The following is an 18,955-nucleotide window of genomic DNA, read 5'->3' as shown; positions in this document are numbered from 1 at the left end:
GAATTGATTTGATGGGATGCAAGGTCGACAACCTGAACATGGAAGAGACCCTCGGTGTCGTCGAGGGCTTCATCCATGCGGGCACGCCGCACCAGCACGTGGTGGTCAATGTGGACAAGATCGTCAAGGCCAGCCGCGACCCCGCATTGCGTCAGATCATCAACGACTGCGACCTCATCAACGCCGACGGCATGCCCGTGGTGTGGGCCTCGCGTCTGCTCGGCAAGCCGCTGAAAGAGCGCGTCACCGGCGTCGATCTGTTCGAGGCGCTGATGGCCCAGGCCGCCAAGAAAGGCTGGCGCGTCTATCTGTTGGGTGCCCGTGAAGAGGTGGTGAGCGGCGTCGCGCGGCTGTACCCGGCCCGCTACCCCGGCCTCACCATCGCCGGCTACCGCAACGGCTACTGGAAGCCCGAGGAGGAAGCCCAGGTGGTCGAGCAGATCGCCGCGGCCCGCGCCGACATCCTGTTCGTGGCGATCAGCTCGCCCAAGAAAGAGGCCTTCCTCGCCCGCTACCAGGCGGCGATGAAGATCCCCTTCGCGATGGGCGTCGGCGGCACCTTCGATGTGGCCGTGGGCCTCGTCAAGCGTGCGCCGGTGTGGATGCAGAACGCCGGGCTGGAGTGGTTCTACCGCTTCCTGCAGGAGCCACGGCGGATGTTCCGCCGCTACTTCATCGACGACATGGCCTTCGTTGCGCTGTTTGCGCGCGAATGGGTCCGGCGCTGAGCAGGGGGGCAGGGAATGGGGATTGAAGACTGGGGCTACCGCTGGCTCAAGCGCTACATGGACGCCCCCCAGTGGGTGAAGGAGCCCCTCGGGCGCCTCTACAGCCTGCTGCCCGACCGCTGGCGCCACGGCAAGGATTTCGCGCGTTTCCGCGACGAGGCGAGCCTGGCCGATCCGGCCGAGATCCAGCGCCTGTCCGAATCGCGCCTGCGCGAGACGCTGATGTGGGCGATCCAGACCGTGCCGGCCTACGCCGCGCTGGCCGCCCAGCTGCTCATCGACATGCCGCTCTCCGAGCTGCTGGCGCTCTTCCCCCTGATGACCAAGCTCGACTACAAGCGCAACCCCGAGGCGTACCTCTCCACCGCCTGCGGCGAGGCCGAGCGCCTGCCCATGCAGACCAGCGGCTCGGTGGCCGAGCCCTTCAAGTTTGCGCTGCAGAAGGGCGTCACCCGCTCGAAGGAGTCCGCCTACATCGAAGCCTTCAGCCGGCGCATCGGCCTGACCCGGCAGGACGTGGTGCTCTCCCTGCGCGGCCGCAACATCCGCGGCGCGGCAGCCGACACCGGCCCGCTGCACAGCTACGAGCCGATCAAGCAGATGCTGTGGGTCAGCCCCAACCACCTGGACGCCGCCTACATGCCCGGCCACGTGGACGCGGCCATCAAGTACGGGGTGAGCTTCATCCAGGGCTACTCGTCGGCGGTCTATGAGCTGGCCCGCTGGCTGGAGTTCAACCCGGTGCCGCGCTTCACCCAGGCGGTGCGGGGCGTGCAGCTGTTCTCCGAATCCGCCGACGAAGGCATGGTGGCGCTGATCGAGAAGGTCTTCGACTGCCCGGTGCTGGTGCACTACGGCCACTCGGAGCGCTCGGTGATGGCCGGCTCGATGCCCGACGACCACCGCTACTTCGTGTGGCCGCTGTATGGCCACGTGGAGCTGGTGGATGAAGCCGGCCAGCCGATCACCGAACCCGGCGTGCAGGGCGAGGTGGTGGCCACCGGCTTCGACAACAAGGCGATGCCCTTCATCCGCTACCGCACCGGCGATCTGGCCATGTGGTCGGACCGCGCGCCCCATCCGGCGCTGCCCGGCTACCCGGTGCTGGAGCGCATTGACGGACGGAGCAACGACTACTTCGTGGCCCGTGACGGCCGCCGGATTCCGGTGGCGTCCCTGGGCGGGCTGCGTCCGCCGGCCTTCCTGAAGGTGGAGGCCACCCAGTACGAACAACACGAGCCGGGGCGGATCACCGTCCGCCTGCAATCGGCCGAACCCCTCGATCCCGCCGTGCTGGCGGTGATCGACGACTACTTCCGGACCAAGCTGCTGGGCCTCGTGGATGCCGAGCTGCAGGTGGTGCCGCACATCGAGCGCACCGCCCGCGGCAAGCGCCGGCTGATGATCCAGCACCTCACCGAGCGGCCCGCGGAGACTCTGGCAAGAAACTAGGATCATGAGCGTCGAGGACCATCTCTACCGCTGGCTGGGCAAGTACCTGGATGCCCCCCAGTGGATCAAGACCCCGTTGGGACTGGCTTACGGCTGCCTGCCGAAGGCCATGCGCTACGGCACCGGCTACCGGCGTTTTCTCGCCGAGGCCCAGCTGCGCTGCCCCGAGAAGCTGAAGCTGCTGGCCGACGAGCGCCTGCGTCGCACCCTGCGCTGGGCCGCCGAGACGGTGCCGGCCTACGCTGGCGTGCTCGCGCTGCTGTGCGACGGAGCGCCGGTGGAGGCGTGGCTGGCGGCCTTCCCGTTGACCACGCGCCTCGACCTGAAACGCCATCCCCAGGCCTACCGCTCCACCGCCTGCCCGCCCGACGCCGGCCTGCCGATGCAGACCAGCGGCTCCTCGTCCGAGCCCCTGCGCTTCATGCTGGAGCGTGGCCTCACCCGCTGCAAGGAGACGGCGTACATCGACAGCTTCAATCGTCGCCTGGGCTACCGCCGCCGCGTCACCATCCTGTCCCTGCGCGGCCGCAACGTGCGCGGCGCGGAGGAGGGCGTGACCCACAGCTACGACCCGATCAAGCGGATGCTGGCGATCAGCCCCAATCACCTCATCGATGACCTGATGCCCGGCCACGTGGCGGCCGCCCGCCGCCACCGGGTGAGCGGCATCCAGGGCTACCCGTCGGCGGTGTACCTGTTTGCCAACTGGCTGGACAAGCACCCCGAGCATGCGGATTTCGTCCGTCGCGTGCGGGGCGTGCAGCTCTTTTCCGAGACCGTCGAGCCCTTCATGCTCGACACCATCCGGCGCGTGTTCCCGTGCCCGGTGCTGCTGCACTACGGCCACTCGGAGCGCGCCGTGATGGCCGCCTCGATGCCCGACGACCCGCGCTACTTCGTGTGGCCGCTGTACGGCAAGGTCGAGCTGATCGACCACGAAGGCTGCGTCATCACCGAGCGAGGCGTCTCCGGCGAAATCGTCGTCACCGGCTTCGACAACCGGGTGATGCCCTTCATCCGCTACCGCACCGGCGACATCGCCCAGTGGTCCACCGGCCCTGAGCATCCCGACCTGCCGGGCTTTGCAGTGCTCGAACGCATCGAAGGGCGCGACTCCGACTTCATCTATGGCCGCGACGGCCGGGCGATTCCGATGACCTCGGTGGGCGGTCTGCGTCCGCCGGCCTTTGCGCGGATCGACGCGCTGCAGTACGAGCAGTTCGAGCCGGGCCGGCTGATCGTGCGCCTGCAGGCCGGCGCCGGCCTGACCCGCGAGACCTGCTGCGAGCTGCAGCAGTTCTTCCAGACCAAGTTCCACGGCATGGTGGATGCCGAGCTGCAGGAGGTGTCGTCCATGGCGCGCACCGCCAACGGCAAGCTGCGCACCATCGTCCAGCACATCAGCGCCGACAGCGAGGCCACCCATGCGTGAGAAGGGTGCGCCGATGCTGGTGATGCTCGGGCCGGATATCCAGTCCCGCGGCGGGATCGCGTCGGTGATGCGGATCTGGCAGGAGGCGGGCTTCGGCGGCAGCCGGCCGGTGCTGCATCTGCCGACCTACGCCGACGGCAGCGCCATCGCCAAGCTCGTGGTGTTCACTGGCGCGCTGCTGCGCTTCTGCCTGATGCTCGCCCTGGGCCGGGTGGCGGCGGTGCACGCCCACTCGGCCTCCAACGCCAGCTTCCGGCGCAAGAGCCTGATCCTGGCGCTGGCCCGGCTGGCCGGCAAACCGTACATCTTCCACTTGCATGGGGGCGCCTTCGACCGCTACCACGCGGGCGCATCGGCCCTCGAACGGGCGTGGATCAACCGCACCGTGCGCGGGGCCGAAGTGGTCTTCGTGCTCTCCGAAAGCTGGGCGGAATGGCTGCGCAAGCACATCGGCCATCCGGACGTGCGGGTGCTGCCCAACCCGGTGCTGCCGGTGCAGCTGCCCGATGACGTGCCCCGCGAGCCCCACACCCTGCTGTTCCTGGGCCGGCTGGAAGACGCCAAGGGCGTGTTCGTGCTGATCGATGCGCTGGCGCGGCTCGCCGGCACGCGCCCCGACCTGCGGGTGATCCTCGCGGGCGAGGGCGACGTGGCGCGGGTGCGCGCAGCTGCGGTGGCCGCCGGCGTGGCCGAACGGGTTGAGCTGCCTGGCTGGGTGGCGGGCGAGGCCAAGGCCCGTCTGCTGGCCCGCGCCGGCATTTTCCTGCTGCCGTCGCGTTTTGAAGGCGTGCCGATGGCGCTGCTCGAAGCCCAGGCCGCCGGCCTGCCGGTGGTGGCAACCCGCGTGGGCGGGATTCCCCAGGTGGTGACCGATGGATACAACGGCACGCTGGCCGAGCCGGACGACGTGGCCTCGCTGGTGACGGCCCTCAAGCCGCTGCTGGCCGATGCCGCGCTGGCGCGGCGGATGGGTGAGGCCGGGCGCGAGCGGGTGCTCGACAGCTATGGCATCGAACGGGTGCGGGCTATGGTTGAGTCCGCCTGGCAATGCCTCGACCGTGCGTCCGGCGGAAAGGATTGAGCGGGTCGATGCTATCCAGTCATTCCAAGCTTTATCGTCGTGTCTCGCCCGAGGTGCAGGAACACCTGCTGGCGGTGACCACCCGCCTTCGCGGCCTGGTGACCGACCAGCGCGCGCTGCGCCGGATCACCGAGCGCATCGAGGCCAGCCAGTGGCTGCCCCGCGCCGAATGGGAGGCCCTCCAGCTCGAGACCATGCGCGAGCTGGCGCTCGATGCCGGGCGCCGGGTGCCGTATTACCGCGAGCTGTTCGGCCGGCTGGGGATCGACCCGACGCGCTGGCAGTGCCTTGCCGATCTGGCCCAGATTCCGGTGCTCACCAAGCACGAGGTGATCGCCGAGGGCGAGCGCATGGTGGCCGAGGGCGGGCCGTGGCTGCGCTTCAAGGGTTCGACCAGCGGCACCACTGGCCAGGCGATGGCCGGCTGGCGTGACCGGACCTCGATCGCCTTCGAGCAGGCCTTCATCGACCGACAGGCCCGCTGGGCGGGTTTTCACAAGGGCGAGCGGCGGGCCTGGCTGCGCGGCGATCCTGTGGTGCCGCCCAATCAGTCCGGCGGCAAGCTGTGGCGGATGAACCGGGCCGACAACACCCTGATGCTGTCCTCCTACCACCTCACGCCGAGCAACGGCGCGGGCTACATCGAGGCGCTGGAGCAGTTCGACCCGGTGATGATCCAGGCGTATCCGTCGTCGGTGGGCTATCTGGCCCGCTGGCTGGAGGAGCACGACCGCAATTACCGCGGCAAGTCGCTGCGCGGCATCGTCACCTCGTCCGAAACACTGCGCGCCGAGGAGCGGCGCATCATCGCCGAGCGCTTCGGCTGTCAGGTGTTCGACTGGTACGGCGCCTTCGAGCGGGTCGCGGCCATCGGCACCTGCGAGCACGGCCACCATCACGTGATGGAGGACTACGGCTGCGTGGAGTTCGAGCCCAACGGCGACGGCACCTCCAACCTCATCGCCACCGGCTTCGGCAACCGCCTGATGCCCTTCCTGCGTTACCGCGCGGACGACCGGGTGGTGCTGGCCGACCCGGATTTCGCCTGCCCCTGCGGGCGCAGCTTCCGGGTGGTGGAGCGGGTGCTGGGCCGGGTGGACGACGCCATCCGCACCCCCGACGGGCGCCACGTGGTGATGCTGGACTGGATCTTCTCCGGGCTCTTCGGGCTCGTCGAGGCCCAGGTGGTGCAGGAGCGCCTGGACGAAGTGGTGATCCGCATCGTCGCCGGCACCGAATTCAGCCAGCGGGACGAGCACGCGCTGCTGCTGCGTGCCCGTGAGCGGCTTGGCCAGCAGGTCATCATCAGAATCGAGCGCGTGGCCGAGATCCCGCGCACGCGCAACGGAAAGTTCCGGCAGATCGTCAGCCGGCTGAGTGGAAGTGAGGAAGTCAATGTCTAGTCTCAACCAGGTCGGGTGGTACTGGAACCGCCTGCGCTGCATGTCCATTGCCGAGATCATGGGCCGCGCCAGCACCAGCGCCACCCTGGCGATGGAGCGCCGCAAGACCCCCACCGAAGTGCCGGTGGCCCGGCTCGACCGCCTGGGCGCCCGCTGGCTGCCGCGGGAGCTGCCCGAGCCCGCTGGCGCCATCCTGCAGCGGGCCAATGAGGTGCTCGCCGGCCACTGGCGGATCTTCGCCAACGATGCCATGAACCTTGGTTTCCCGCCGGAGTGGAACCGCAACCCGGCCAACGGCGCGCTGCTGCCGCTCACCTACGGCAAAACCATGTCCTTCCGCGATCCCTCGGTGACCGGCGACATCAAGTACCTGTGGGAGCCCAACCGGCACCTTGAACTGGTGTGCCTGGCCCAGGCCTGGCAGCTCACCAGCGACATGCGCTACCTGGAAGGGATCGGCACGCTGCTGGAGAGCTGGTTCGTCCAGTGCCCGTATGGCCTGGGGCCGAACTGGTCGAGCGCGCTGGAGGCCGGCATCCGGCTGATCAACTGGTCGATCGCCTGGCAGCTGATCGGTGGGCTGTCGTCGCCGCTGTTCCAGCATCCGGTGGGCAAGGTGCTGCGGGCCGACTGGTTGAGCAGCATCTGGCGCCACGCCGAGTTCATCCGCGGGCATCTGTCGCGGCATTCATCGGCCAACAATCACCTGATCGGCGAGCTGACCGGGCTGTTCGTGGCCGGCTCCACCTGGCCGTACTGGGAAGAGGCCAAGCAGTGGCGGCGCGTCTCCCGCGACGGCCTGGAGCGCGAGGCGCTCATCCAGAATGCCCCGGACGGCGTCAATCGCGAACAGACCACCGCCTACCAGCAGTTCGTGTGGGATTTTCTGCTGATCGCCGGGCTCGCCGCGCGGGCCACCGGCAAGCCCTTTTCAGACGCCTACTGGTCGCGCATGGAGGCGATGCTGGTGTATGTGGCGGCGGTGATGGACAGCGGCGGCAACGTGCCGATGTTCGGCGATGCGGACGACGGCCGGGTGACCGGCTTTTCCCTCAGCGCCGGCGGCTGCGCCTTCCAGAGCCAGCTTGCCACCGGTGCGCTGCTGTTCGAGAACGCCTCCCTGGCCCGCAAGGCCGGCTTTGTGGATCTACGCACCCGCTGGCTGCTTGGTCGAGAGGCCTGCGTGCCCTTCGATGATCTGCTGCTCAAGGCTGCGCCGGCCACCACCCGGGTGGATTTTCCGGATGGTGGCGTGTTCGTGCTCGGCGCCCATCTGGATACGCTGGACGAGATTCGCCTGGTGGCCGATGCCGGCCCCCTGGGCCTTGGCGGCATCGCGGCCCACGGTCATGCGGATGCACTGTCCTTCACCCTGTCGGTGGCCGGACGGGAGTTTCTCGTCGATCCGGGCACCGGCACCTACCACGGGCCACGGGCCTGGCGGGATGGCTTCCGCGGCACGGCAATGCACAACACCCTGTCCATCGCCGGTGAGGATCAGGCGGTATCGGGCGGCAAGTTCATGTGGGTGCGGAAGTACCGGACGACGGTACTCGAACGGGAATCCACCCGTATCGTCGATCGTCTGGTGGCCGAGCACGACGGCTACCGGCGCCTGCCGGGGCGGCCGGTGCATCGCCGCAGCTGGGAAGTGGATCGCCTGGCCGACAGGGTGACGATCCGCGACGAGGTGCAGGCTGCCGGCCCGCAGTCCGTCACGCTGCACTGGCATTTCAGCGAGGCCTGCAACGTCACCTGCACGCCGGATGGCTTGTCGGTGTCCAATGGCCCGGTGTGCCTGACGATGGTGTTGCCGCCCGATGGCGAGGTGAGCATCCTGCGCGGCGCCGACGAGCCGCTGGCAGGCTGGGTTTCCCGGGGGTACGACCAGCGGTCGCCGAGCACGACCGTCGAGTGGCGGGGGACCCTCGAGCCCGGGATGTTCGTGGAGACGATCCTGCGCCGGATCTGATCCGCGCTCAGGCCTGGGGAAAGAACAGGGCGATCACCGCCGGCATCTCGGCCTGGACGGCGGCGCGGATCGAACCGATCCTTTCGACGCTCATCTCGAGGGTGGCGACGGTCATCGGGTCCATCCCGGCGAGGGCGGCCTCGTCGGCGTTCTCCTGCCCTTCGGTGGCGACGATCTGGTTGGCCAGATGGATGAGGGCGGCCTCGGTCATGTGGTGGCCGCCCATGGCCGGCATCAGCTGGGCGCCGATGGCGGTGGCAAAGCCGTTGGGCAGGTGCCACGCCGACGCCAGCGCTGCGCCTACTTCGGCGTGGGTGCAGCCCAGGTGGCTGATCTCGGCCTCGGGGAGCGGGATGTGGCGGGTGCGGGCGGTTTCGAGGGCCGCCGAGGCGCCTTCGGGGTTGGCCTGGTACATCACCAGATGGCCGATGTCGGCGAGCAGGCCTTCGACGAACATCCGCTCCGGATCGCCCGTGCCCATCAGCTTGGCACTGGCGCGGGCCGCCAGACCCCGGTAGATGCAGTCCTGCCAGTAGCGGGTCATGTGCATCCGCGCCGGGCGGATGCCCGAGAAGGCGCCGATGATCGCGGTGCTCAGCACCAGATCATGCACCTGCTGCATCCCCATCAGATTGACCGCCCGGGCAACCGTTTCGATCTTCCCCGGAAAGCCGTACAGCACGCTGTTGACGACACGGAGCACGCGGGCAGTGATGCCCGGGTCGCTGGCCACCGCATCGGCCACCTGATAGACCGAGCTGTCCGGATCGTCGAGCAGTTCGCGGATGCGATGGTATGCGGCGGGTAGGCTGGCGAGCTTTTCGATGCAGGCGACAAGTTCCTGGGGCGTAGACATGATCGTGGGCGGCTCTTGAGAACGGGAGACGAAGTGATTTACGGCGGCGTGGCAAGCTGCTTTAGCGATGACACCCTGGATGCGCCCCAAATTGGGGGAGATAATCCACAGCACGCCTGCCGCCAAGGCACGACGACCGGCAATTGCGCACAGCGGTGCATGGATTGAGGGCGAGCGGGGGACACGGGCTTGCTATGCTTTTCGGCGGTGGTCGGCGCGCTGGCGTCGGCCCGGTTTGTCGAGCAAGAAAATAAGGTTTTCCCGATGAAGCTACTGAGCTGGAACATTCAGTGGGGGCGCGGTGCGGATGGTGAAGTGAATCTCCCGCGCACGATTTCGGCCATCCGGACGCTGGGTGATTTTGATGTGATCTGCCTGCAGGAAGTCGCGGTGGGTTTTGCCGGGCTGCAGGGCGGCGTGGCCACGGACAGTGTTGCCCGTCTGGCCGAGGCCTTCCCGGGCTATGGCGCGCACTTTGCGCCGGCGGTGGATCTGCCGGATGCGGCCGGCGGTCGCAGCCAGTTTGGCAACCTTACCCTCAGCCGCCTGCCGGTGGGGCAGGTGTTCCGCCACAGTCTGCCGCGCCCGCCCGAAGACGGCGTGCCGAGCATGCCGCGGGTGTGCCTCGAGGTGGTCGTGGAAGGTGCGCATGGCCCGGTACGGGTGCTCAACACCCATCTGGAGTACTACTCCCGCGTCCAGCGCATGACCCAGATCGCTGCGCTCCACGCGCTGCAGTGCGATGCGGTGCGGCTCGCCGCCAGCGCGCCGCCGACGCTGGATGAGCGCAAGCAGGATTCGCCCTTTGCGGTGTGGCCGCGGCCGGTGTCGGCGATCATCTGCGGGGATTTCAACTGCGAGCCCGGCAGCCCCGAGTATTACCGGATGACCGCGCCGATCAGCGCCGACGTGTCGGGCTGGGAAGACGCCTGGCGTGCCTGCTACGGCGACATTCCGCACCTGAACACGGTGGGCCTGAATGGCGCCGAATGGCCGGACAGGCCGTATTGCTGTGATTATTTCTTCGTGAGCGCCGATCTGGTCGATCGGGTGGATGCGGTGGCGGTGGATCAGGCCACGGCGGCCTCGGATCACCAGCCGATCCGGTTGATCCTGGACTGAGCAGTCCAGGATTCGGGTACATCACATCCGGCCGGGGTTGGCAGGATGCAGCTGCCCTGCAGGCGGCACACGCCGCGGCAGGGCCGTTGTGTGTTTACAGTTCGGAGAGCTGTTCCTGGTAGCGCAGGGCGTTGTTCACGTAGCCGTCGGCGCTGGCCTGGAGCTTGACGATCTCGTGGTCGGTGAGCTCGCGGATGATCCGACCCGGAGAGCCGCACACCAGCGAGCGATCGGGAATCACCTTGCCTTCGGGAATCAGCGAGTTGGCGCCGATCAGGCAGTGCTTGCCGATCACTGCGCGGTTGAGCACCACCGCGTTGATGCCGATCAGGGAGCCATCGCCCACCGCACAGCCGTGCAGCATCACCTTGTGGCCGACGGTGACGTTGCTGCCGATGGTGAGGGGGACGCCGTCATCGGTGTGGAGCACCGAGCCGTCCTGGATGTTGGTGTTCTCGCCGATGGTGATCGGGTCGTTGTCGCCCCGCAGGATCGCCCCGAACCACACATTGACGTTGCGACCAAGATGCACGTCGCCGATCAGGGTGGCAGTGTCGGCAATCCAGACGCCCTCCTGCAGTTGCGGGGTATGCTCTCCGAGGCGATAAATCGGCATGTTATTTTCCTGTTATGGTTTGAATTTCACCCGTACCGCCGAATGGCCGGGTGAAGAGCGCGCCATAATAACAGGGTGACGCTCGAGTGCAAGGGGATTGGCGCCCTTTTTGCCACACTTTCGGTAAGCGAAATAAGGGCTTAGCGGCGGTGGCCGAGGCCCGTGAGCGCGTCTTCAATGCCGCGGACGGCGACAAGGAGTCTGGATGTTTGTGAACGCTTCAGATGGTCTCGGAACGGGGCAGGGCGATGGCCGGTGATCTCGACAGCCTTGCAGGGCTGGTGACGGCCTTCCGGGACGCGCGGGACTGGTCGCAGTTCCATTCCCTGCGCAACCTCATCGTGTCGCTCAACCTCGAGGCCGGCGAGCTGCTGGAGCTCACCCAGTGGAAGACCGACGACGAGATCGCCGCCATTCCGGCGGACCTCCACGCCCGCGAGGCGCTGGAGGACGAATGCGCCGACGTGCTGCTCTACCTGCTGCTGATCGCCGACCGGGCCGGCATCGACCTGGATGCCGCGACCCGCGCCAAGCTTGCCAAGAACGAAGCCAAGTATCCGGTCGAGCGTTTCCGGGGTTCGCGCCGGAAGTACGACGCGCCCGATTGAACGCCGGGGAGGCGTGCCACCGGCCGAGGTGTTAGCATCGCGCCCCTGATCTATCGACCCTTGCCGCCCGCTTGCCCGGGTGCAACCGCCATGCTGAGTTACCGCCACGCCTTTCACGCCGGCAATCACGCCGACGTGCTCAAGCACTTCGTCCTCGTCCAGGTGCTGGAATACTTCAACCAGAAGGACAAGCCTTACTTCTACATCGACACCCACGCGGGTGCCGGCTGTTATGCGCTGGACGAAGCCTTCGCCCGCAAGAACGCCGAGTACGAAGAGGGCGTCGGCCGGCTGCTGGGCCGCAAGGACGTGCCGTCCGAGCTTAAGGAATACCTGCGCGTGGTGCGCGACCTCAACCCCGGCGGCAAGCTGCGGCTGTATCCGGGGTCGCCGTGCTGTGCGGCGCCGCTGATGCGCCCGGACGACAAGATGCGCCTGTTCGAGCTGCATCCGGCCGACAGCCGCCTGCTCGCCAAGACCTTCGAGAACGCGGGCAACCAGACGATGGTGCTGGAGCAGGACGGCTTCACCGGCATCAACGCCTTCCTGCCGCCGCCGTCGCGCCGCGGGCTGGTGCTGATCGACCCGCCCTACGAGGTGAAGACCGACTACCGCACCGTGCTGACGATGATGAAGGAGAGCCTGCGCCGCTTCCCGACCGGCACCTACATCATCTGGTATCCCAAGCTCCACAGCATGGCCTCGCGGGAGCTCCCCGAGAAGCTCAAGCGCCTGCCGATCACCAGCTGGCTGCACGTCAGCCTCGATGTGCAGAAGCCCTCCGAGGATGGTTTCGGGATGCATGGCAGCGGCCTCTTCATCGTCAATCCGCCGTGGACCCTGCCGCCAGTGCTGAAGAAGGTGATGCCTTATCTGGTGAAGGTGCTGGGCATCGACGAAGGTGCTGGCTTCCAGCTGGAATCCGAGATTCCCTGAGCGCGCCGGCCGCTCAGGCCAGACGCAGGATGCAAAAAGCCCCGGGTGACCGGGGCTTTTTGTTGAAGCGTTGATCCACGCGGGCGGCAGCGAAGGCTGCCGCGGGCGATTTACAGCAGATGCATCTTCTTGGCGGCTTCGGTCAGCTGCCCGCGGAAGTCCGGGTGGGCGATGCTGATGAGCTCCTTGGTGCGCTGCTTGGCGGTCTTGCCGCGCAGCTGGGCCACGCCGTACTCGGTCACCACGTAGTTGATGTCGTTCTTGCTGGTCGACACGTGGGTGCCCGGGGTGAGGGTCGGGACGATGCGCGAGATCGTGCCATCCTTGGCGGTGGACGGCAGCACGATGAAGGCCTTGCCGCCCTTGGAGCGGTTGGCCGAACGCACGAAGTCCGACTGACCACCGGTGCCGGAGTAGGGCAGCGGGCCCAGGCTCTCGGAGCCGCACTGGCCGAGGAAATCGATCTCCAGGGTGGCGTTGATGCACATCAGGTTGTCGTTCTGACCGGCGATGTACGGGTCGTTGGTGAAGTCCACCGGGTGCATCTCGACCATCGGGTTGCGGTCGAGGAACTTGTAGAGCTTCTTGGAGCCGAGGGCGAAGGTCGCGACCATCTTGCCCGGCATGAAGTTCTTGCGGCGGTTGGTGACCGCGCCGGCTTCGAGCAGCGTGAGGATGCCGTCGCCGACCATCTCGGTGTGGATGCCCAGATCGTGCTTGTGGGTGAGCTGCATCACCACCGCGTCGGGAATGCCGCCGTAGCCGATCTGCAGGGTCGAGCCGTCCTCGATCATGTCGGCGACGTACTTGCCGATGGCTTCCTGGACGGGCCCGATGGTGGGCAGGCCCACTTCGAGCACCGGCTCATCGTTCTCGACCAGGGCAGTGACCTGGGAGATGTGGATGTGGCAGTTGCCAAAGGCGAACGGAACGTTCGGGTTGACTTCGACGATGACGGCGCGGGCCTTGCGGATGGCGGCCATCGTGTAGTCGGGGGCGAGGCCCAGGGAGAAATAACCGTGCTCGTCCATCGGGGACACCTGGGTGAACACCACCTCGGCAGGCATCAGGCCACGATCGATGAGCTGCGGCATCTCGGAGAAGTAGCTCGGGTAGAAATCACCCACGCCTTCCTTGAAACCGGGGCGGGTCGCGCCGCTGAAGAAGTACGCCACGTGGCGCACGTTTTCGGCGGTGGTCGGATCCAGGTAGCCGAACTTGCGCACGGCGAGGATCTGCGACACCTTCACGTCGCGGAAGTCGCGGCGGTGTTCGGAAAGGGCGGTAAGGAGCGCGGGGGGTTCGGCTACCGCAGTCGGCACGACGATGGTGTCGCCGTTATGAACATTGCGGATGGCTTCGGCCGGAGTTACGCGCTTGGCGGCGTATTGCGCCTGGACGGTCATCTGTTTATCTCCCATGGTCATCGTTATAGCGCAGCATTAAACCACGGCTTGAAGCCGCGATTTGTACTCGATTGTATAGCGTGGGAGTGGCCCGGAATCTGGCCTGGATCAAGGAAATGAGCGGGGCTGCCGGCCTAGGGCAGGGTCGAGCGGTCGCGTCCGAGACAGGTTCGGTGGCGGCCGTCCACGCGCTCGGCGAACCACGCGGTGGTGAGCTTGCGCTGGATCTTGGGGCTCTTCAGGTCGATCTGCGGCATCGCTTCGCGGGGTATGGGCGCACCGGCTGCCGCATCGGCGAGGGCGAAGACCCTGGCATAGAGCGCGGTCTGGGCGAAAGCGGGGGTTTTTTCGAGGCGCAGGTCGCGGATCAGGGCATCCCGGGAAAGGCCCAGCCGCCCGTTGATGGTGGCGAGGGCCGACAGTGTCGCGCTGGGCTCAGACGACGGCGCACCGTCCTTGTAGCGCAGCAGGTCGCCATCGAGGGCCAGCGCCTGGCCGGACAGGCGGGCGACCGCCGACTGGAAGGCCGCGTTGCGGCTGCTGAAGCGACCGGCGTTGAAGTCAGCAAAGCGGTAGAGGATCTTGCTGTAGGGCGCCGGGTAGTCGAGCAGAATCGCGATGCCGAAATACACGCCGCCGCGGCGGGTGAAGACTTCGGTGCGCACGGAGTCACGGCGCGGATAGGGGTAGGCCTTCTCGCGCACCTGCTCTTCGGCAAACGCGATGCTGACCTGCATCGGGCCGCCGGTACGCACCGGGTTGTAGCCGCCCAGCAGGGATCTGCCATTGGGCAACTCGGAGATCATGTCCTCGAACAGCGCGTTCATCTGCTTCTCGGTGCGCAGGCTGTCGATGCGCGCCTTGTAGCTGCGGCCGTCGGGACTGGTCTTGAGGAGGGCGGCGTCCACCAGCAGACGGGGCAGGTGGATCTTTTCGCGCCGGGTGTCGATTTCCTTCCAGACGATCTGGGACAGGCCGGGTACCACCGGGTCTGCCTGGAAGGTGGATTCCTGCTCGATGACGGCAACTGCGGCGCAGATGTTGTCCGGCGTGAGCGGCAGGCGCAGGCTGCTGAAGGCGGTGTGGATGTCGGTGGCCCAGCCGTCCCGGTCCTTGACGTAGGGCGGCAGGAAGCCGGCTATGAGGGCGCGGCCTTCCCGCTCACCGAGCACGACCGGCGCGGCAGGGCGCGGCACGGGCTGAACGGTGGGGGGGAGTGCCGGAGCTGGCTGCGTGAGAATCGGTTTCGGCGCTTCGGGCTGAGGGGCCGGAATCGTCTGGGGCAGGGGAGGCGTGCTGCCGCTTGCCGGAGGAAGCTTCGGGGACGGCCGGGATTCCACCGGCCCGGTGCTCGCGCAGCCGCCGAGCAGTAGCGCGCCAACCGCCAGGGCGCTGGCCGCTAGGCTGGAGCCGCTACGGATCAAGATCCGCCGGCGGTTTTTTCCGCCTCGGCGATGCGGCTCAGGCTGCGGGTGTAGAAGGCTGAATAGCCCAGGCCGACGAGGGCCATGATGCCGGTCAGCAGCACCGCGCCTTCCATTGGCTGGCCGGCGATCACGTTGGCGATGAAGGAATAGCCGAGCACCATCGCCGCGGCGAAGCCGCCGATGATGCGGACGAGGGCAAAGGTTTTCTGTTGCTTGAGGGTGGGGGTGGCCATGGGGCGTTGTTCAATGAAAAACCGGCTCGATGCGAGAGGATCGGGTTTCCGATCCGGCGCGTCAAGCCGGTTGTCAGGTCAGAACAGGGTGCGACCGATCCAGTAGCCGCCAGCGGCGATCAGGGCCGAGCAGGGAATGGTGAGGATCCATGCCCAGACGATGCTGCCGGCGACGCCCCAGCGGACGGCGGCCGTCCGGCGCACCGAACCGACACCGACGATGGCGCCGGTGATGGTGTGGGTGGTGGACACCGGGATGCCCAACGCGGTGGCCAGGAACAGCGTGATCGCACCGCCGGTTTCGGCACAGAAACCGCCGACCGGCTTGAGCTTGGTGATGCGCTGGCCCATCGTCTTGACGATCCGCCAGCCGCCGAACAGGGTGCCGAGGCCGATGGCCATGTAGCACAGCACGACGACCCACGACGGAACCGGGTCACCTTGGGCGGTGACGCCCGCGGCAAGCAGCAGCATCCAGATGATCCCGACCGTCTTCTGGGCATCGTTGCCGCCGTGGCCGAGGCTGTACAGCGCAGCCGAGACGAGCTGGAGCCGACGGAACCACTTGTCGACCCGTCGCTGGGTCTTGTTGCGGCAGATCCAGGCGACGATCACGAGGATGAGCGAACCGAGGATGTAGCCGAGCAGCGGCGAAATGATGATGAAGGAGACTGTCTTGGCGATGCCGGCGCCGATCAGCGGATCGGTGCCGGCCTTGGCGATGGCCGCGCCGACGATGCCGCCGATGAGCGCGTGGGACGAACTGGAAGGGATGCCGTAGTACCAGGTGACGATGTTCCACGCGATGGCACCAAGGAGCGCGCCAAAGATGAGGTGGTGATCGACAATGGATGGGTCGATGATGCCCTTGCCGACGGTGCTGGCCACCTTCAGCTGGAAGATGAACAGGGCAATGAAGTTGAAGAAGGCGGCCCAGGCAACAGCCTGGTGGGGCTTGAGCACCCCGGTGGACACGACGGTGGCGATGGCATTCGCCGCGTCGTGAAAGCCGTTCATGAAGTCAAAGACGAGCGCAACGACGACCAGGCCGGCAATGACCCAGAAACCGATCTGTACGGGTTCCATGGCGATGCTCAGGCGTTTTCCAGCACGATGCCTTCGACGATCTTGGCGACGTCCTCGCAGCGATCGGTGATCGATTCGAGTTGTTCGTAGATGGCTTTGAGTTTCATGACCTGCAGCGCGTCTCGTTCGTCACGGAAGAGCTTGGACATGGCGCTGCGCATGATGCGGTCGGCGTCGGTCTCGAGGCGGTCGATCTCCTGGCACGTCTGCAGCACGGCGCTGGCGTTGTCCATGTTGGAGATGAGGCCGACCACGATCTTGACGCGGGTGCAACAGGACAGGCTGACGTTGGCCAGCTGCTGCGCTTCGGGGGTGATGCGCTGGATGTGGTAGAGCGTGGTGCACTCGGCGACGTCCTGGACGGTGTCGAGGATGTCGTCCATGGCGTTGATGAGGCTGTGGATCTCGTCGCGGTCGAGCGGGGTGATGAAGCTCTTGTGAGCCTGGGCGACGGTCTCGTGGGTGATCTTGTCTGCGATCTGTTCGATTTCTTCGATGGCTGCGATGTGCTTTTCGGCACCACCGAGATCGTCCATCAGGGCGACCAGCGCCTGGGCGCCAAGAACGATCTGCTCGGCGTGGCTGTTGAAAAGTTCAAAAAAACGGCCCTCTTGGGGCAGCAGGCGTCCGAACATAGTTTGTTTGTTGCAGGAGTATGACTGTAACCCGATTTTAACAGAGCCCCGCCTCATCTACGCACCGTATTGAGGCGGAGCTTCTGATCCTTGTCAGAACTTGGGCTTTTTGGGGCCCTTGAAACCGCCACTGAAGCCGCCCGGAGGGCCGTCCTTGCGGAACGGCTTCTTCGGCGGGGCGCCGCGGCCCGCGGGGCGGCCGCGTTCACGGCTGGCCTCTTCGGGGCTGGCGAGGCGCAGGTTGAGCGGCTGCTGGCGCACGCGGGCGCGACGGAGGATCTGGACGACGTCGTTGGACAGATCGGCGGGCAGTTCGACGGTGCTGTAGTCCTCGAACAGGTTGATCTGGCCGATGAAGCGGCTTTCGATGCCGGCCTCGTTGGCGATGGCGCCGACGATGTCCTTGGGGCTGGCCATGTGCTCGCGACCCACGTCGATGCGGTAGCGGGCGAGGCGGCCTTCGGCGTAGTCGCGGCGGCGCTCGAGGATCTCGCCGCGGTTCTCGCGCGGCTCGCGGGCCGGGCGGTCGGGCTTGCCGGCTGCGATCTGGGCGATGTCAGGTTTGCCGGTGTCCTGCATCTGCAGCGGGCGATCCTTCTGGGCGAGGAAGGCCAGTGCGGCGGCGATCTCGTGGACGTCCACGTCCTGCTTTTCTTCGATGCCGGCGATGACGTCGAGGAAGAAGCTCAGGTCTTCGGATTCGAGGACTTCGCTCACCTGCTGGCGGAAGGCGGCGACGCGCTTGTCGGCGACGGCTTCGCGGCTGGGCAGCTTGAGGAGCTCGATCGGCTGCTTGGTGGCGCGTTCGATCTGGCGCAGCAGGTGGTTCTCGCGCGGGGCGACGAACAGGATCGCATTGCCGGAGCGTCCGGCGCGGCCGGTGCGGCCGATGCGGTGGACGTAGGCCTCGGTGTCGTAGGGGATGTCGTAGTTGATGACGTGGCTGACGCGGGGCACGTCGATGCCGCGGGCGGCCACGTCGGTGGCGACGACGATGTCGAGGGTTTCGTTCTTGAGCTGTTCGATGACCCGCTCACGCAGCTGCTGGGTCATGTCGCCGTTGAGACAGGCGGCCGCGTAGCCGCGGGCTTCGAGCTTCTCGGCCAGTTCGACGGTGGCGGTCTTGGTGCGCACGAAGACGATGGCGGCGTCGAAGTCGTCCTCGACCTCGAGGATGCGGGTGAGCGCGTCGAGCTTGTGCGGGCCGGCGATCTGCAGGAAGCGCTGGCGGATGGTGGAGACGGTGGCCGTGGCGGCCTTGATCTTGATTTCCTTCGGGTCGCGCAGGTAGCGGTGGGCGACGCGGCGGATGGCGTCCGGCATGGTGGCCGAGAAGAGGGCCGTCTGGCGGGCGGTGGGGGTGTGCTCGAGAATCCATTCCACGTCGTCGATGAAGCCCATGCGCAGCATTTCGTCGGCTTCGTCAAGAACCAGGGTGGTCAGGTTGTCGAGGTTGAGGCTCTTGCGCTCGAGGTGGTCCATGACCCGGCCCGGCGTGCCGACGATCACGTGGGCGCCGCGCTGGAGCTGGCGCAGTTGGACGACCATGCTCTGGCCGCCGTAGATCGGCAGCACGTGGAAGCCGGGCATCTTGCTGGCGTAGCGCTGGAAGGCTTCGGCCACCTGGATGGCGAGCTCGCGGGTGGGGGCGAGGACGAGCACCTGCGGGTTGCGCTGGGCGAGGTCGACGCGGTCGAGGGCCGGGAGGGCGAAAGCGGCGGTCTTGCCGGTGCCGGTCTGGGCTTCGCCGAGGATGTCGTGGCCGGCGAGGAGGTGCGGAATACAGGCGGCCTGGATGGGCGAGGGGGTTTCGTAGCCGATCTCGGCGAGGGCGGCCAGAATCGGCGCCTGGAGGTCGAGCTGATCGAAGCGTTCGATGGGAGCAATCATGGGAGCGGGGGCGCGGGCCGGGTGGAGGGTGAAGCGGTCTTGGGCCCGGGGCGTTAAGGCGGCTTCAGCAAA

17 protein-coding genes are annotated in these 18,955 nt (G+C 66.9%); 9 read left to right on the top strand and 8 right to left on the bottom strand.

The genetic code is table 11. The features are described 5' to 3' along the window. Positions 1-11: 11 nt before the first annotated feature. The 6 genes from QQK25_RS03425 to QQK25_RS03400 are packed head-to-tail and all read left to right on the top strand — an operon-like array spanning position 12 to position 8,068. On the top strand, positions 12-728 hold the full coding sequence (locus tag QQK25_RS03425) for a WecB/TagA/CpsF family glycosyltransferase (protein ID WP_284186680.1): 717 nt from the start codon (positions 12-14) through the stop codon (positions 726-728). Between the two features lie 15 nt (positions 729-743). Beyond that, positions 744-2,180 (top strand): phenylacetate--CoA ligase family protein, encoded by a 1,437-nt coding sequence (locus QQK25_RS03420; protein ID WP_284186679.1) that lies wholly within the window; start codon positions 744-746, stop codon positions 2,178-2,180. A 4-nt stretch (positions 2,181-2,184) separates the two neighbouring features. After that, the gene (locus tag QQK25_RS03415; protein WP_284186678.1) at positions 2,185-3,612 is read left to right on the top strand and encodes a phenylacetate--CoA ligase family protein; all 1,428 of its coding nucleotides are present in this window, start codon (positions 2,185-2,187) and stop codon (positions 3,610-3,612) included. Beyond that, entirely contained in the window at positions 3,605-4,693 is a 1,089-nt protein-coding gene (locus tag QQK25_RS03410; protein WP_284186677.1) for a glycosyltransferase family 4 protein, read from the top strand. The genes QQK25_RS03415 and QQK25_RS03410 overlap by 8 nt, the downstream gene beginning before the upstream one ends. Positions 4,694-4,701: 8 nt before the next feature. Further along, positions 4,702-6,096, top strand: coding sequence for a phenylacetate--CoA ligase family protein (locus QQK25_RS03405; RefSeq protein WP_284186676.1), 1,395 nt, complete (start codon positions 4,702-4,704; stop codon positions 6,094-6,096). Beyond that, positions 6,089-8,068 (top strand): heparinase II/III family protein, encoded by a 1,980-nt coding sequence (locus tag QQK25_RS03400; protein ID WP_284186675.1) that lies wholly within the window; start codon positions 6,089-6,091, stop codon positions 8,066-8,068. The genes QQK25_RS03405 and QQK25_RS03400 overlap by 8 nt, the downstream gene beginning before the upstream one ends. A 7-nt stretch (positions 8,069-8,075) precedes the next feature. Here the strand turns inward: QQK25_RS03400 and QQK25_RS03395 are convergent, their stop codons facing one another. Beyond that, positions 8,076-8,924, bottom strand: a complete 849-nt coding sequence (locus QQK25_RS03395; protein ID WP_284186674.1) for an HDOD domain-containing protein — start codon at positions 8,922-8,924, stop codon at positions 8,076-8,078. Between the two features lie 264 nt (positions 8,925-9,188). Between QQK25_RS03395 and QQK25_RS03390 the strand changes: the two genes are divergently transcribed. Further along, positions 9,189-10,046: an endonuclease/exonuclease/phosphatase family protein gene (locus tag QQK25_RS03390; RefSeq protein WP_284186673.1), complete on the top strand. Its 858-nt coding sequence runs from the start codon at positions 9,189-9,191 to the stop codon at positions 10,044-10,046. A gap of 94 nt (positions 10,047-10,140) precedes the next feature. Here QQK25_RS03390 and QQK25_RS03385 read toward each other — a convergent pair whose 3' ends face one another. Next, on the bottom strand, positions 10,141-10,662 hold the full coding sequence (locus QQK25_RS03385) for a gamma carbonic anhydrase family protein (RefSeq protein ID WP_284186672.1): 522 nt from the start codon (positions 10,660-10,662) through the stop codon (positions 10,141-10,143). 248 nt (positions 10,663-10,910) lie between these two features. Here QQK25_RS03385 and QQK25_RS03380 point away from each other — a divergent pair, with 248 nt between their 5' ends. Both QQK25_RS03380 and QQK25_RS03375 read left to right on the top strand, forming a co-directional pair. Then, positions 10,911-11,270, top strand: a complete 360-nt coding sequence (locus tag QQK25_RS03380; RefSeq protein ID WP_153163481.1) for a nucleotide pyrophosphohydrolase — start codon at positions 10,911-10,913, stop codon at positions 11,268-11,270. Positions 11,271-11,360: 90 nt separating this feature from the next. Then, positions 11,361-12,206 (top strand): 23S rRNA (adenine(2030)-N(6))-methyltransferase RlmJ, encoded by an 846-nt coding sequence (locus tag QQK25_RS03375; RefSeq protein ID WP_284186671.1) that lies wholly within the window; start codon positions 11,361-11,363, stop codon positions 12,204-12,206. Between the two features lie 110 nt (positions 12,207-12,316). Here QQK25_RS03375 and QQK25_RS03370 read toward each other — a convergent pair whose 3' ends face one another. The 6 genes from QQK25_RS03370 to QQK25_RS03345 all read right to left on the bottom strand — a co-directional run bounded on the left by QQK25_RS03370 (position 12,317) and on the right by QQK25_RS03345 (position 18,883). Continuing rightward, entirely contained in the window at positions 12,317-13,612 is a 1,296-nt protein-coding gene (locus tag QQK25_RS03370) for an acetyl-CoA hydrolase/transferase family protein (protein WP_153163479.1), read from the bottom strand. A 134-nt stretch (positions 13,613-13,746) separates the two neighbouring features. Then, the gene (locus tag QQK25_RS03365) at positions 13,747-14,808 is read right to left on the bottom strand and encodes a DUF1615 domain-containing protein (protein ID WP_284186670.1); all 1,062 of its coding nucleotides are present in this window, start codon (positions 14,806-14,808) and stop codon (positions 13,747-13,749) included. 224 nt (positions 14,809-15,032) lie between these two features. Beyond that, a complete protein-coding gene (locus QQK25_RS03360; protein ID WP_153163478.1) occupies positions 15,033-15,272 on the bottom strand; it encodes a hypothetical protein in 240 nt (79 codons plus the stop codon). Positions 15,273-15,350: 78 nt separating this feature from the next. Then, entirely contained in the window at positions 15,351-16,358 is a 1,008-nt protein-coding gene (locus QQK25_RS03355; RefSeq protein ID WP_284186669.1) for an inorganic phosphate transporter, read from the bottom strand. 8 nt (positions 16,359-16,366) lie between these two features. Then, positions 16,367-16,993: a DUF47 domain-containing protein gene (locus QQK25_RS03350; RefSeq protein ID WP_284186668.1), complete on the bottom strand. Its 627-nt coding sequence runs from the start codon at positions 16,991-16,993 to the stop codon at positions 16,367-16,369. A gap of 93 nt (positions 16,994-17,086) precedes the next feature. Beyond that, the gene (locus QQK25_RS03345; protein ID WP_284186667.1) at positions 17,087-18,883 is read right to left on the bottom strand and encodes a DEAD/DEAH box helicase; all 1,797 of its coding nucleotides are present in this window, start codon (positions 18,881-18,883) and stop codon (positions 17,087-17,089) included. Positions 18,884-18,955 lie beyond the last annotated feature (72 nt).

Source organism: Zoogloea oryzae (assembly GCF_030161255.1).
GTDB lineage: Bacteria > Pseudomonadota > Gammaproteobacteria > Burkholderiales > Rhodocyclaceae > Zoogloea > Zoogloea oryzae.
This window is presented reverse-complemented; position numbering and strand designations above follow the sequence as displayed.